The organism is Streptomyces sp. NPDC056347 (genome assembly GCF_042262625.1).
Lineage (GTDB): Bacteria > Actinomycetota > Actinomycetes > Streptomycetales > Streptomycetaceae > Streptomyces.
Map to the genome: position 1 here is coordinate 1 of NZ_JBHJQP010000214.1, position 12,977 is coordinate 12,977.

14 protein-coding genes are annotated in these 12,977 nt (G+C 71.4%); 6 read left to right on the plus strand and 8 right to left on the minus strand.

The window, feature by feature from the left end; genetic code table 11:
- Window positions 1-41 precede the first annotated feature (41 nt).
- The 3 genes from ACFCV8_RS32270 to ACFCV8_RS32280 are packed head-to-tail and all read right to left on the minus strand — an operon-like array spanning window position 42 to window position 3,039.
- The gene (locus tag ACFCV8_RS32270; protein ID WP_376689046.1) at window positions 42-1,175 is read right to left on the minus strand and encodes an Mrp/NBP35 family ATP-binding protein; all 1,134 of its coding nucleotides are present in this window, start codon (window positions 1,173-1,175) and stop codon (window positions 42-44) included.
- Window positions 1,176-1,220: 45 nt separating this feature from the next.
- The gene (locus tag ACFCV8_RS32275) at window positions 1,221-1,778 is read right to left on the minus strand and encodes a DUF1003 domain-containing protein (protein ID WP_376689047.1); all 558 of its coding nucleotides are present in this window, start codon (window positions 1,776-1,778) and stop codon (window positions 1,221-1,223) included.
- On the minus strand, window positions 1,768-3,039 hold the full coding sequence (locus ACFCV8_RS32280) for a magnesium transporter MgtE N-terminal domain-containing protein (RefSeq protein WP_376689048.1): 1,272 nt from the start codon (window positions 3,037-3,039) through the stop codon (window positions 1,768-1,770). Before ACFCV8_RS32280 ends, ACFCV8_RS32275 begins: the two co-directional genes overlap by 11 nt.
- Window positions 3,040-3,243: 204 nt before the next feature.
- On the opposite strand from ACFCV8_RS32280, the gene ACFCV8_RS32285 reads away from it, so the two are divergent.
- Window positions 3,244-4,005, plus strand: a complete 762-nt coding sequence (locus tag ACFCV8_RS32285; protein WP_376689058.1) for a hypothetical protein — start codon at window positions 3,244-3,246, stop codon at window positions 4,003-4,005.
- A gap of 10 nt (window positions 4,006-4,015) precedes the next feature.
- Here the strand turns inward: ACFCV8_RS32285 and ACFCV8_RS32290 are convergent, their stop codons facing one another.
- The gene (locus tag ACFCV8_RS32290; protein WP_376689049.1) at window positions 4,016-4,540 is read right to left on the minus strand and encodes a hypothetical protein; all 525 of its coding nucleotides are present in this window, start codon (window positions 4,538-4,540) and stop codon (window positions 4,016-4,018) included.
- Between the two features lie 44 nt (window positions 4,541-4,584).
- On the minus strand, window positions 4,585-5,700 hold the full coding sequence (locus ACFCV8_RS32295; RefSeq protein ID WP_376689050.1) for a magnesium and cobalt transport protein CorA: 1,116 nt from the start codon (window positions 5,698-5,700) through the stop codon (window positions 4,585-4,587).
- Window positions 5,701-6,149: 449 nt separating this feature from the next.
- Here ACFCV8_RS32295 and ACFCV8_RS32300 point away from each other — a divergent pair, with 449 nt between their 5' ends.
- Window positions 6,150-6,734, plus strand: coding sequence for a suppressor of fused domain protein (locus tag ACFCV8_RS32300; RefSeq protein WP_376689051.1), 585 nt, complete (start codon window positions 6,150-6,152; stop codon window positions 6,732-6,734).
- A 128-nt stretch (window positions 6,735-6,862) separates the two neighbouring features.
- On the opposite strand, the gene ACFCV8_RS32305 is transcribed toward ACFCV8_RS32300, so the two are convergent.
- Complete coding sequence (locus ACFCV8_RS32305) at window positions 6,863-8,095, minus strand: MFS transporter (RefSeq protein ID WP_376689052.1); 1,233 nt, start codon at window positions 8,093-8,095, stop codon at window positions 6,863-6,865.
- Window positions 8,096-8,261: 166 nt separating this feature from the next.
- Between ACFCV8_RS32305 and ACFCV8_RS32310 the strand changes: the two genes are divergently transcribed.
- The 3 genes from ACFCV8_RS32310 to ACFCV8_RS32320 all read left to right on the plus strand — a co-directional run bounded on the left by ACFCV8_RS32310 (window position 8,262) and on the right by ACFCV8_RS32320 (window position 10,665).
- Window positions 8,262-8,900, plus strand: a complete 639-nt coding sequence (locus tag ACFCV8_RS32310; protein ID WP_376689053.1) for a DUF6758 family protein — start codon at window positions 8,262-8,264, stop codon at window positions 8,898-8,900.
- A 118-nt stretch (window positions 8,901-9,018) separates the two neighbouring features.
- Window positions 9,019-9,885, plus strand: a complete 867-nt coding sequence (locus tag ACFCV8_RS32315) for a PHP domain-containing protein (RefSeq protein ID WP_376689054.1) — start codon at window positions 9,019-9,021, stop codon at window positions 9,883-9,885.
- A gap of 174 nt (window positions 9,886-10,059) precedes the next feature.
- On the plus strand, window positions 10,060-10,665 hold the full coding sequence (locus ACFCV8_RS32320) for a MarC family protein (protein ID WP_376689055.1): 606 nt from the start codon (window positions 10,060-10,062) through the stop codon (window positions 10,663-10,665).
- Between the two features lie 78 nt (window positions 10,666-10,743).
- Here the strand turns inward: ACFCV8_RS32320 and ACFCV8_RS32325 are convergent, their stop codons facing one another.
- Window positions 10,744-10,896 carry a hypothetical protein gene (locus ACFCV8_RS32325; protein ID WP_093549992.1) on the minus strand — a complete coding sequence of 51 codons (153 nt, stop codon included), beginning with the start codon at window positions 10,894-10,896 and terminating at the stop codon, window positions 10,744-10,746.
- A gap of 209 nt (window positions 10,897-11,105) precedes the next feature.
- On the opposite strand from ACFCV8_RS32325, the gene ACFCV8_RS32330 reads away from it, so the two are divergent.
- Entirely contained in the window at window positions 11,106-11,993 is an 888-nt protein-coding gene (locus ACFCV8_RS32330) for an NYN domain-containing protein (RefSeq protein ID WP_376689056.1), read from the plus strand.
- A gap of 48 nt (window positions 11,994-12,041) precedes the next feature.
- On the opposite strand, the gene ACFCV8_RS32335 is transcribed toward ACFCV8_RS32330, so the two are convergent.
- Window positions 12,042-12,893 (minus strand): alpha/beta fold hydrolase, encoded by an 852-nt coding sequence (locus ACFCV8_RS32335; RefSeq protein ID WP_376689057.1) that lies wholly within the window; start codon window positions 12,891-12,893, stop codon window positions 12,042-12,044.
- Window positions 12,894-12,977 lie beyond the last annotated feature (84 nt).

The following is a 12,977-nucleotide window of genomic DNA, read 5'->3' on the forward strand; positions in this document are numbered from 1 at the left end:
ACCGGGACCCGGTCACCGCTCGTCCCGCTCCGGAACGCGTCTCAGAACTTGTTGCGCGGGGTGATGCCCAGCGACATGCCCGACAGGCCGCGCTGACGGCCGCCCAGCTTGTCGGCGATGGTGCGCAGCGCCTTGCCCGCCGGGGAGTCCGGGTCGGAGAGCACGACCGGCCTGCCCTCGTCGCCGCCCTCGCGCAGCCGTACGTCGATCGGGATGGAGCCCAGCACCGGCACCTCGGCGCCGACCGTCTTCGTCAGCCCCTCGGCGACCTTCCGGCCACCGCCCGTGCCGAACACGTCGACCATCTCGTCGCAGTGCGGGCAGGGCATGCCCGACATGTTCTCGACGACACCGACGATCTTCTGGTGGGTCTGCACCGCGATCGAACCGGCCCGCTCGGCGACCTCGGCCGCCGCCTGCTGCGGGGTCGTGACGACCAGGATCTCGGCGTTCGGCACCAGCTGCGCCACGGAGATCGCGATGTCGCCGGTGCCCGGCGGCAGGTCGAGCAGCAGGACGTCCAGATCGCCCCAGTACACATCGGCGAGGAACTGCTGGAGCGCGCGGTGGAGCATCGGTCCGCGCCACACCACCGGGGCGTTGCCCGGGGTGAACATGCCGATGGAGATGACCTTCACGCCGTTCGCCGACGGCGGCATGATCATGTTCTCGACCTGGGTCGGCTTCCCGTCCGCGCCGAGCATCCGCGGCACGCTGTGGCCGTAGATGTCCGCGTCCACGACACCGACCTTGAGGCCGTCGGCGGCCATCGCGGCCGCGAGGTTCACCGTCACGGAGGACTTGCCGACGCCGCCCTTGCCGGACGCGACCGCGTAGACGCGGGTCAGCGAGCCGGGCTTGGCGAACGGCACCTCGCGCTCCGCCGTACCGCCGCGCAGCGAGGACGCCAGTTCCTTGCGCTGTTCGTCGCTCATCACGTCGAGCGTGACGTCGACCCGCGTGACCCCCTCGACGCGGGCGACCGCGTCCGTCACGTTCTTGGTGATCGTCTCGCGCATCGGGCAGCCTGAGACCGTGAGATAGACCGTGACAGCGACCGCACCGTCAGCATCGATCTCGACCGATTTCACCATGCCGAGTTCGGTGATCGGACGGTGGATCTCCGGGTCGTTCACTGTCGCCAGTGCCTCAAGCACCGCGTCTTCCGTAGCCATACCGACGATGTTACGGCGCCTGTTGCTACGCGTGAGTAGCCCCTGTCAGCGGTCTTCGTCACTCTCGGCCCGGAACAGGGCCCCGCGGTCGTCCAGGTCCCGCATCAGGTCCTCCAGCTCGGAGCGGATCCAGTCGCGGGTGGCGACCTCGCCGAGCCCCATCCGCAGCGCCGCGATCTCCCGGGTGAGGTACTCGGTGTCCGCGATGGAGCGCTCGTTCTGCTTGCGGTCCTGCTCGTGGGTGACCCGGTCGCGGTCGTCCTGCCGGTTCTGGGCGAGCAGGATCAGCGGGGCCGCGTACGAGGCCTGGAGAGACAGCATCAGCGTCAGGAAGATGAAGGGGTACTGGTCGAACCGGAGCGGTGACGGCGCGAAGATGTTCCACGCCACCCAGACGATGATGACCAGCGTCATCCAGACGATGAACCGCCCGGTGCCCAGGAAGCGGGCGATGCGTTCGGAGAGCCGTCCGAACGCCTCGGGGTCGTAGTCCGGCACCAGCCGCCGTCTGGGGGGCTTCGGCTGGTCCAGGCGGACGCGGGGCGGGCGCACGATGCCCGTGGCGCCCGTCGACACGGCCCTCGCCCTGTCCTCATTGGCCACGGGGAGCCTCCGCGTCGTGGAAGTCGGTCTCCCGCCAGTCCTCGGGCAGCAGGTGGTCGAGGACGTCGTCGACCGTCACCGCGCCGAGCAGCGAACCGCTCTCGTCCACCACGGGCACCGAGACCAGGTTGTACGCGGCCAGGTAGCTCGTCACGGCGGGCAGCGGGGTGTCCGGGCCGAGGGGGACGAGATCGCTGTCCACCACCGAGCTGACCAGGGTGTACGGCGGGTCGCGCAGCAGCCGCTGGAAGTGCACGGTGCCCAGGTATTTGCCGGTCGGCGTCTCGTCGGGCGAGCGGCACACGTACACCTGGGCGGCGAGCGCCGGGGACAGGTCCGCCTGGCGGACCCGGGCCAGCGCGTCGGCCACCGTGGCGTCCGGCCGCAGGATGATCGGCTCCGTGGTCATCAGCCCGCCCGCGGTCCGCTCCTCGTACGACATCAGACGCCGTACGTCGGCCGCGTCGTCCGGCCGCATCAGGGCCAGCAGCCGCTCCTTGTCCTCCTCGGGCAGCTCGGACAGCAGGTCGGCGGCGTCATCCGGGTCCATCGCCTCCAGGACGTCGGCGGCGCGTTCCTCCTGGAGCTTGCCGATGATCTCCACCTGGTCGTCCTCCGGCAGCTCCTCCAGGACGTCGGCGAGCCGGTCGTCGTCGAGCGCGGCGGCGACCTCGGCGCGCCGCTTCGGGGACAGGTGGTGCAGCGCGTTGGCCACGTCCGTCGGGCGCAGCCGCTCGAAGGTGGCGACCAGGGACTCCGCGCCCTGCCCCTCCTCGGCCAGCGAGAAGCCGCGGACCGCCGACCACTCGACCGTCAGGGTCTCGCCCTTGCGGCGCAGCGCCCCGCCCTTGCCCTTGCGCACGAAGTACTTGTCGATCTCCCAGTCGCGGCGGGCCGGGAGCTGGTGGATGGAGACGTCCAGGACGGTGACCTCCTCGCCGGTCTCCACCAGCTGGACCCGCCGGTCGAGGAAGTCGCCCAGCACCAGGCGTTCGGTGGGCCGTTGTTCGAAGCGCCGTACGTTGACCACTCCGGTGGTGATGACCTGGCCGGACTCGATGCCGGTGACCCGGGTCATCGGGAGGAAGATCCGACGGCGGCTGAGCACCTCGACGACGAGCCCCAGCAGCCGGGGCGGCCGTCCGCCGACCCGGAGCATCGCGACCAGGTCGCGGACCCGTCCCACCTGATCGCCGTTGGGGTCGAAGACCGGCACGCCGGCCAGGTGGGAGACGAAAACCCGGGAGGTGCCTGCCGCCATCGCGCGCCTCCTTCTTCCGTGCCGGACGTCACCGGTCGGCCCGATTGGGCGTTGAATCAACCGTTATGACGGGATCAGGCTAGCCCGTACCGCTCCGGGACGCTCCGGCGGAGCCGTCCGTACGGCTCCCTGACAGAGGGTCCGGGCGGCACGGGTACGCTGCCGTCTGCCACCCCCGCGATGCAGATGAGAGGCAGCGTGCCTGTGACCTCCTCCGTTCCGCCCGTCCGGAACCGATGCCGGACCGCCCTGGCCGCCCTGCTCTGCGCCGGGCTGGCGACCGTGCTCACGGCGTGCGGCGAGGACCCGGACGAGGGGACCAACGGCGTCGGCAAGCTCACCGCCCCGGAGATCGAGAAGAAGGCGCAGGGCGCGGCGGACGCCGCCGACACGGTGCGCCTGGCCGGGACGCTGGTCAGCAAGGGCGGCACGTACAAGCTCAACATGCGGCTCAAGGCCGACGGCGGCACCGGCTCCGTGGTCTCCAAGGACAGCAGGTTCGAGCTGCTGCGGATCGGCGACGAGCTCTATCTGAAGGCGGACTCCGGGTTCTGGAGCCACGAGGAGAAGTCCTCCGCCTCCAGCGGGGCGTCCGGCGCGGCGGCGGACAAGCTCCAGAACAAGTACGTCAAGGTCCCCGAGAACGACCCCGCGTACAAGCAGCTGCGCGGCTTCACCGACAAGAAGACCCTGCTCGGCGGCCTGCTCAGCCTGCACGGCACCCTCAACAAGGGGGACCGGGCCACGGTCGGCCCGGTCCGGACCGTCCAGATCACGGGCGGCGAGGGCGAGGGCGGCACGCTCGACGTCTCGCTGGAGGGCAAGGCGTATCCGCTGCGCTTCGCGCGCGGCGGCGGCGCGGGGACCGTCACCTTCGCGGACTGGGGCAAGGACTTCCCGCTGGAGGCCCCGTCGAAGGTGGACACGGTCGACTACGGCAAGCAGCTGCCCCGTACGGCCTCCTGAGCCGCGGGGCTCAGCCCTTCAGGCCGCGCTTCAGCAGGCGCGGCAGGCCCGCGGGCACCGGCCGCCGGGTGGTGGCGGGCGTCGGCAGCGGGGCGGCGGCCAGCGAGCCGTCCGGCAGCCCGGCACGGACCTCGTCCGGCGTCAGCCGCAGCACCCGGCACTCGCGGGCCCAGCGCTCCGTCATCCGCTCGGCGTCCGGCGCGTTCAGCCGCTTGCCCTTGAGTTCCGCGACCGCGGCCTCCCACTCGGGCGACCCGGGCGCGAGTTCGGTGACGGTGGCCGTCCAGGCGACCAGCCGGCCGCCCTTGTCCTTGCTGCGTACGGTGACCTCGGCAGCGGAGCCGTCGCTGAGCCCGGCCGGCAGCGGCTGCTCGCCGGGGCCGTCGCCGACCAGATGGGCCGCGCCCTCGTGCCACACGTGCCACACCGCCCGGGCGGGTCCGGTGCCCCGCACCCAGACGAGGCCGGACTTCTTGGTGGCCTCCTCGACAAGGGCCCGGCCCAGCGGCGTATCGGCTACAGCGGCGGAAGTCATGCCCGCACTCTAAGGGACCGGGCAGGACCGCCGCCGTCGAGGCTTCACAGCCAGCCGTTCCGCTTGAGGGTGCGGTGGATGGAGAAGCAGACCACCCCGATGACGCCCAGCACCGTCGGATAGCCGTACGTCCAGCGCAGCTCCGGCATGTGCTTGAAGTTCATCCCGTAGACGCCGCAGATCATCGTCGGCACGGCGACGATCGCCGCCCAGGAGGTGATCTTGCGCATGTCCTCGTTCTGCGCCACCGTCGCCTGCGCCAGGCTGGCCTGGAGGATCGAGTTCAGCAGCTCGTCGAAGCCGATGACCTCCTCGTGCACCCGGGCCAGGTGGTCGGCGACGTCCCGGAAGTACTTCTGGATGTCCGGGTCGATCAGCCGCATGGGCCGCTCGCTCAGCAGCTGCATCGGCCGCAGCAGCGGAGACACCGCCCGCTTGAACTCCAGGACCTCGCGCTTCAGCTGGTAGATCCGCCCGGCGTCGGTGCCGCGCGGGCTGCCCTTCGTCGGGGCCGAGAAGACCCCGATCTCCACCTCGTCGATGTCGTCCTGGACCGCGCCCGCCACCGCGATGTAGCCGTCCACGACGTGGTCGGCGATGGAGTGCAGCACCGAGGAGGGGCCCTTGGCGAGCAGTTCGGGGTCGTCCTGGAGCCGGTGCCGCAGCGCGCGCAGCGAGCCGTGACCGCCGTGCCGCACGGTGATGACGAAGTCCCGGCCGGTGAAGCACATCACCTCACCGGTCTCGACGACCTCGCTGGTCGCGGTGAGTTCGGCGTGCTCGACGTAGTGGATGGTCTTGAAGACCGTGAAGAGCGTGTCGTCGTACCGCTCCAGCTTGGGCCGCTGATGGGCGTGGACGGCGTCCTCGACGGCCAGCGGGTGGAGGCCGAACTCCCGGGCGATACCGGCGAATTCCTCCTCGGTCGGCTCGTGCAGACCGATCCAGGCGAAGCCGCCCTCCTCGCGCACCTGGAGCATCGCCTCGTGCGGCGTGAGGCAGCCCTCGAGCTCCAGCCGCCGACCGTCGCGGTAGACCGCGCAGTCGACGACCGCGCTGGAGGCGGAGGGGTCGCGGGTGGTGTCGTAACTGCTGTGCAGGGTGCTGGTCTTGCGCAGGGACGGCCGCACGGCGGCACGCAGGTCACGGATCATCGACATGGCTGGCTCCTTCACGGAGGGCCGTCGGCGGGCACGTGGAACAGCCCGGAATGGGGACGTGGGCTCACGTCCGCAAAGCGGGCTCCACCGCGGGCGGCGCGATGACGGCGTTCGCTACAGACAGGCAGAAGGGGGATGCTCTTCCGTCGTGCGCAACGCCACGCGCGCCGGGCGGAAGGCCGTGGGCGCGGCGCGATGCCTTGAGCCTCGACCGGTGTGGAAACGGATCACCGAGAGAGGCGAGAGGCGGAAGAGCGGCTGGTACTGCACGATCGACTTCGATCCATGGCAGCCCCACCTCCTCCAGCCGGTCCCCCTTGGGGGATGACGTGTCGCCGGGGCCGAGAGCGACGCTTCTGCGTGCTGCCCCGAACAGCGGCCAAGACTATCAGCCGACTGACGGTCAATCCCTTACTTTGCCCGTTCCATACGCGACCTATGCTCGCGGGATGGAAGAAATTCTTGCTCTGGTCGAGGCACGGTTGCGCACGGCTCTCGGCGAACCGGACGCACGCGCCTCGGTGACCTTCCTCGGCACGGACCGGATCGAGGTGCTGCGCTTCGTCGACGGTGACGTGGTGCGCTACGCCACGCTCGGGATGTCCGCCCAGCCGATGGCCGATCCCACCGCCGCGGTCGTGGACCCGCTGAAGGGCCCGCGCGCCGAACTGGTCCTCTCCGTACGGGCCGGGCTCGCCGACACCGACAAGGTGCTGCGCCCGCTGGCCGTACTGGCGGCGTCGCCGCAGGTCGAGGGGGTGATCGTGGCGCCCGGAGCCTCGCTGGACCTGGGTGGACCGCTGTGGCCCGGGGCGCCGTTCGACTCGGTGCTGGTCGCCGAGTCCGGGGGGCTGGTGGAGGATCTGGAGCTGGACGCGCCGAGGGAGCCGGTGCGCTTTCTGCCGCTGCTGCCGATGACGCCCAACGAGGCCGCGTGGAAGCGGGTCAGGGGTGCGCAGGAGCTCCAGGAACGGTGGCTCTCGCGCGGCACGGACCTGCGCGATCCGCTGCGTGGTTCGGTGCCGCTGGACTGACCGCTGGTGCCGTCGGGCCGGTCGGCGGCGCTGCCGGATCGGAACCGGGCGTCCTCGCGCGCACGAAAGCCCCGCCGCGCGGCCAGGAGGGGGAGCCGCGGGCGGGGCGGGGCGGGGAGGGCCGTGGTTCAGTCGGCGAAGACCGTGACGCTGTCCTCGGCGGTGTGCCGCGGCTCCAGCTCCCGGGCCTCGTGGGTCAGGGCCGAGCGCCGGAGCCAGACGACGACCGCGCCGGCCACGGCCGCGACGGCGGCGACGACGAACGGGATGTGGATGTCGCTCCACTCCTCGATCTTCGGCGCGAGATAGGGGGCGGCCGCCGCGGCGAACCAGCGGACGAAGTTGTAGCCGGCGCTCGCCACCGGGCGCGGTGCGTCCGAGACCCCGAGCGCCAGCTCCGTGTAGACGGTGTTGTTCATGCCGATGAAGGCGCCGGAGACGATCGTGCAGACGATCGCGGCGGTGTGGTTGCCGTATCCCAGCACCAGCAGGTCGGCGGCGAGCAGCACCAGTGAGGCGCCGAGCACCTTCAGCGAGCCGAAGCGCTCCTGCAGCCGCGGTGCGACGAGCACCGAGAACACCGCGAGCAGCAGCCCCCAGGCGAAGAACACCGCGCCCGACTTGTACGGCGTCATGTTCAGTACGAACGGGGTGAAGGCCAGGATCGTGAAGAACGCGTAGTTGTAGAAGAACGCCGAGGCCGCGACCGAGGCCAGTCCTCCGTGGCCGAGCGCCTTGACCGGGTCGAGCAGCGAGGTCTTGCGGGCGGGCCGGGGCTGCTCCTTCAGGAACGCGGCGATGCAGAGGAAACCGATGGCCATCAGCGCGGCCGTGCCGAAGAACGGGTAGCGCCAGCTGGCGTCGCCGAGCAGGGCGCCCAGCAGCGGGCCGCAGGCCATGCCGAGACCGAGCGCCGACTCGTAGAGCAGGATCGCCGCCGCGCTGCCGCCGGCCGCGGCGCCGACGATCACGGCCAGCGCGGTCGACACGAACAGGGCGTTGCCCAGTCCCCAGCCGGCCCGGAAGCCGACGAGCTCGCCGACCGACGACGAGGTCCCCGAGAGCGCGGCGAAGACGACCACCAGCGCGAGCCCCAGCAGCAGCGTCTTGCGGCCGCCTATCCGACTGGACACGAAGCCGGTGACGAGCATCGCCACGGCGGTGATCAGGAAGTACGAGGTGAAGAGCAGCGACACCTGGCTCGGGGTCGCCTCCAGGCCCTTGGCGATGGACGGCAGGATCGGGTCCACCAGCCCGATCCCCATGAACGCCACGACGGACGCGCCCGCCGTGGCCCAGACGGCCTTCGGCTGACGCAGGATGCTGCCGGCGCCCTGATCGAACGGATCCTCTGTCTGCATGAGCCCTCTCGCTCTCCATCGGTTGCCCTGGGTGGCTGCGCTATGCACAGAATAAGTTAGGCAATCTAATGAGTGCAAGTTACATCTATTTCTGCTGGTGAGGTGGGCCTCGCGTACGGGTGATCTTGCTTGACGCGGCGGCGGTCGTGGAGGACCGTTGGTCGCTATGAGGGGCGAACCCAGTTGCCCGAAGTGCGGAGGCCGGGTCAGGGCGCCCGGTCTGTTCGCCGACACCTGGCAGTGCGCCGAGCACGGCAGTGTGCAGCCGCTCCAGCCGGTGATCCCGCCCAGCGTCGACGCGCTGGGCGTCGTGGTGCGCCGCGCCCGGGTCCCGGTGTGGATGCCCTGGCCGCTGCCGGTGGGCTGGCTGTTCACCGGAGTGGCGAGCGCGGGCGACGACCGCAGCGGCGGCCGGGCCACCGCCGTCGCCTGCTCCGGCCCGGGCCCGGTGGGCGGCATCGGCGAACTGCTGCTCGTCACCGAGGACCTCGGCGTCGGGCTCGGCGCGCGCTACGCCGGGGTCGAGGGCCCCGACCCCGCTCCGTACCTGGACGTCGACGGCCCGCCGGACGTCAAGATGCTCACCGCCGGCCGCCCCACCCCGCTCTGGAACGTCAAGGGCGCCCCGCCCGACCGGGCGGTCTTCGCGGGCGAGGCGCGCGGGCTCTGGCTCTGGGCGATCGTCTGGCCCGAGCAGTCCGGGCTGCTGATGTACGACGAGCTGGTCCTCGCCGATCTGCGCGAGGCCGGGGGAGAGATGGACCTGGTGCCGTGCGGGGCGCTCACCCCGCGCCTGCTCGGCTGAGGACCCGCCGCGCCCCTGCCGGCCGCCGGTCACGCCCGTCCGGATGCCGTTCGAACGCCGGTTATCCTTGAATGTCCCCTTGTCCCCCTGTCCGGCTTCGAGCACTGGAGTACGCGTCGTGCGCATCGACCTGCACACCCACTCCACCGCTTCGGACGGCACGGACACCCCCGCCGAGCTGGTGCGCAATGCCGCCGCCGCGGGCCTGGACGTCATCGCCCTCACCGACCACGACACCGTGCGCGGCCACGCCGAGGCGGTCGCCGCCCTGCCGGACGGGCTCACCCTCGTGACCGGCGCCGAGCTGTCCTGCCGGCTCGACGGCGTGGGCCTGCACATGCTGGCGTACCTCTTCGACCCCGCCGAGCCCGAGCTGGCGCGCGAGCGCGAGCTGGTGCGCGACGACCGGGTGCCGCGCGCCCGCACCATGGTGCGCAAGCTCCAGGAGCTGGGCGTCCCCGTCGAGTGGGAGCGGGTCGCGGCGATCGCCGGGGACGGCTCCGTCGGCAGGCCGCACATCGCCACCGCCCTCGTCGAACTGGGCGTCGTCGAGACGGTCTCCGACGCCTTCACGCCCGAGTGGCTCGCGGACGGCGGTCGCGCCTACGCCGAGAAGCACGAGCTGGACCCCTTCGAGGCCGTCCGGCTGGTCAAGGCGGCCGGTGGCGTCACCGTCTTCGCCCACCCCGCCGCCGTCAAGCGGGGCCGGGTGGTGCCCGAGTCCTCGATAGCGCGGCTCGCCGCCGCCGGGCTCGACGGCATCGAGGTCGACCACACGGACCACGACGAGCCGACCCGCGCCAGGCTGCGCGGACTCGCCCGCGACCTGGGCCTGCTGACCACCGGGTCCAGCGACTACCACGGCAGCCGCAAGACCGTCGGGCTCGGCGAGTGCGTCACCGACCCCGAGATCTACGGCGAGATCACCCGGCGCGCCACGGGAGCCTTCCCCGTGCCGGGCGCCGGCGGACCTCACCCCGCGTAACGGCACACGCGCCGGGGCACGTACCCCGTCCGCGCCCCTCCTGCCCCATCCCTGTCACCGCGCACCGCTGCCGCGCGCGCCCGGCCTTCCGGCCGCCGTCGTGCCTTCGCGGTGCGCTCCTTCGGGCCTCCCGGCCCCACCCTTCCGCTCGTCTCTCTTCTCGCAAGGCTCACTGTGTTCGACGTCGCTGTCTTCGGATCCCTTTTTCTTACGCTATTTGTGATTATGGATCCGCCCGGAATCACCCCGATCTTCCTCGCGCTCACCGCGGGCCGCCCCGCCAAGGTGCAGCGCAGGATGGCGCTCCAGGCGGTCGCCGTCGCCTTCGGCGTGATCGCCGTCTTCGGCGTCCTCGGCCAGCAGATCCTCGATTACCTGCATGTCTCCGTGCCCGCCCTGATGATCGCGGGCGGTCTGCTCCTGCTGCTGATCGCGCTCGACCTGCTGACCGGCAAGACCGACGAGCCGACGCAGACCAAGGACGTCAACGTCGCGCTCGTACCGCTGGGCATGCCGCTGCTGGCCGGGCCCGGCGCGATCGTCTCGGTGATCCTGGCGGTGCAGCACGCCGACAGCGTGGGCAGCCAGATCTCGGTCTGGTCGGCGATCATCGCGATGCACGTCGTGCTCTGGCTGGCCATGCGCTACTCGCTGCTGATCATCCGGGTCATCAAGGACGGCGGGGTCGTGCTGGTGACCCGGCTCGCCGGAATGATGCTCTCCGCCATCGCCGTACAGCAGATCATCAACGGCGTCACCCAGGTCATCCAGAACTCCTGACCGCCCCGGCGGACACCACAGCGCCCCCGCACGGAATCTCCGTGCGGGGGCGCCTCGTCTTTTTTACGTCGTACCGCGTTACGAAGCCGAGGTCTCGGCCGGGCGGATATAGATGCGCTGGCCCATGGCTGCGGCCTGCTGCACGATCCGGTTGACGGAGGCGGCGTCCACGACGGTGCTGTCCACGGCGGTACCGTCGACATCGTCGAGGCGCATGATCTCGAAGCGCATAAGGCTTCCCTTCGTCTGATCCTCCTGATGGAGAACTACTGGGAGGACGGGTGAACCGTCCGCAAGGATGAGAGCACCGGACATCACCGTCCCGTGCTCCACAAGGGGTACAACGGCTTGCCAGGAGCAAACATTCCCTACGCTAAGGAAATTTTTTGAATGTCTAAGTATCAGCTGACCACCGGGCGGTCGAGGGCGACGAGGCGCGCATGAACGAAGCAGAGATCCGCGAGCGGCTGGACCGCACCAACGAGCTGCTCCAGCGCGTGCTCGCCGAGGTGTCGCGGACGCCCTCGACCCACGCGATCTTCGTCGACGCGGGCTATGTGTACGCCGCTGCCGGGCTGCTCGTCACCGGTACCGAGGACCGCCGCTCCTTCGACCTCGACGCGGAAGGGCTGATCGAGGCCTTCATCGACAAGGCCCGGACGATCTTCGCCGACAGCAGGCTGCTCCGCGTCTACTGGTACGACGGAGCCAGGCGGCGCATCCACACCGTCGAGCAGCAGTCCATCGCCGAACTCCCCGACGTCAAGGTCAGACTCGGCAACCTCAACGCCAACAACCAGCAGAAGGGCGTCGACTCACTCATCCGCACCGACCTCGAATCGCTCGCCCGGCACCGCGCCATCAGCGACGCGGCCCTGGTCGGCGGCGACGAGGACCTGGTCTCCGCGGTGGAGGCGGCGCAGGGGTACGGGGCCCGGGTGCACCTGTGGGGCATCGAGGCGGGGGAGGGGCGCAACCAGGCCGAACCGCTGCTCTGGGAGGTCGACAGCCAGCGCACCTTCGACCTGGACTTCTGCCGCCCGTACGTCACCAGACGGCCCGTCACCACCTACGAGGACGACACCCCGGCGCCGCCGCGCGACGACGTCCGCTTCGTCGGCGCGCAGATCGCCGCGGCCTGGCTGGCCGCCCGGGGCCGCGAGTCCCTGGCCGACCTGCTGCCCGGACACCCCTACCTGCCGGGCTCCGTCGACCAGGATCTGCTGGTCGAGGCCGAACGGCTGCTCCAGTACTCGCTGCGCGGCCACGCGCACCTGCGCCGGGCGCTGCGCGACGGCTTCTGGCAGCACCTCCAGTCGCAGTACTGAAAGCGGCCGGTCCGCACTCGCCCCACCCCGCCCCGCCGCGCCAAGGACCTACAGGCCGTCCCAGAACGCGGCGAGGGCGGCGGCCGTCGGCTCCGGGCGGTCCGTGTTGGGGGAGTGCTCGGCGCCGGCGATCCGGGTGCGGCGGGCGCCGAGCCGGAGGGCCATCTCGTCGAGCAGCGGCACCGGCCAGGTGTCGTCGCTCTCGCCGGAGAGCACATGGACCGGCAGTCCCAGGGCGGCCAGCTCGTCCACCCGGTCCGGCTCGGTCACCAGCTGGCGGCCGGTGGCGATCAGCTGGACGGGCCGGTGCAGCAGCCAGCGCCGGCGCAGCGCCTCGCCGTTCGACACCAGGTCCTCCGGCGGGTCCAGGGCGCGCATCGCCTGCCACACCTTGGCCATGCTCATCGTCGTGAGGGCGTCGCTGAGCACCTTCACCTTGAGCCGCTGGGCCTCGGCGACCGCGGCGGGCCCCGACGACATGAGCGTCAGCGAGCGGAACGGCGACGCGTCGAGCAGCACCGCCGCGCGGGCGACCAGCCCGCCGAACGAATGCCCCAGCAGATGCACGGCGCCCGCCCCGTCCGCGTCGAGCGCGGCGGCCTGGGCCAGCACGTCGAGGGCCAGCTCGCCCTGGGCGTACTCCTCCGGGCGGTCCGCCCCGGCCCCCGTCTCGTACTGCCCGCGGCCGTCCACCGCGACAGTGCGGTACCCGGCGGCCGCGAGCGGTTCGAGCAGCGCGACGAAGTCCTCCTTGCTGCCCATGTACCCGGGCAGCAGCAGCGCGGTGCCGCGGGCCGCGCCGGGCGGCGAGGCGTCCAGCACCGCGAAGTCGCCGCGCGGGGTGCGCAGCTGACGGGCTCGGGCACAGGGCGGCGGGGTGAAGGTGTGCGGCCGACTCATGGGAGGAGGGTATGCCGAGGCGTGCCGCACGGGCAGGTGCGGGTCGCCGGAACGCCGGACGGGCCCGAGGAACATCCTCGGGCC

Bases quoted from the DNA above. Each gene is read 5' to 3' on its own strand.
- ACFCV8_RS32270 (WP_376689046.1), bottom strand. From the start codon at position 1,175: ATGGCTACGGAAGACGCGGTGCTTGAGGCACTGGCGACAGTGAACGAC.
- ACFCV8_RS32280 (WP_376689048.1), bottom strand. From the start codon at position 3,039: ATGGCGGCAGGCACCTCCCGGGTTTTCGTCTCCCACCTGGCCGGCGTG.
- ACFCV8_RS32305 (WP_376689052.1), bottom strand. From the start codon at position 8,095: ATGCAGACAGAGGATCCGTTCGATCAGGGCGCCGGCAGCATCCTGCGT.
- ACFCV8_RS32335 (WP_376689057.1), bottom strand. From the start codon at position 12,893: ATGAGTCGGCCGCACACCTTCACCCCGCCGCCCTGTGCCCGAGCCCGT.
- ACFCV8_RS32330 (WP_376689056.1), top strand. From the start codon at position 11,106: ATGAACGAAGCAGAGATCCGCGAGCGGCTGGACCGCACCAACGAGCTG.
- ACFCV8_RS32310 (WP_376689053.1), top strand. From the start codon at position 8,262: ATGAGGGGCGAACCCAGTTGCCCGAAGTGCGGAGGCCGGGTCAGGGCG.
- ACFCV8_RS32325 (WP_093549992.1), bottom strand. From the start codon at position 10,896: ATGCGCTTCGAGATCATGCGCCTCGACGATGTCGACGGTACCGCCGTG.
- ACFCV8_RS32300 (WP_376689051.1), top strand. From the start codon at position 6,150: ATGGAAGAAATTCTTGCTCTGGTCGAGGCACGGTTGCGCACGGCTCTC.
- ACFCV8_RS32290 (WP_376689049.1), bottom strand. From the start codon at position 4,540: ATGACTTCCGCCGCTGTAGCCGATACGCCGCTGGGCCGGGCCCTTGTC.
- ACFCV8_RS32295 (WP_376689050.1), bottom strand. From the start codon at position 5,700: ATGTCGATGATCCGTGACCTGCGTGCCGCCGTGCGGCCGTCCCTGCGC.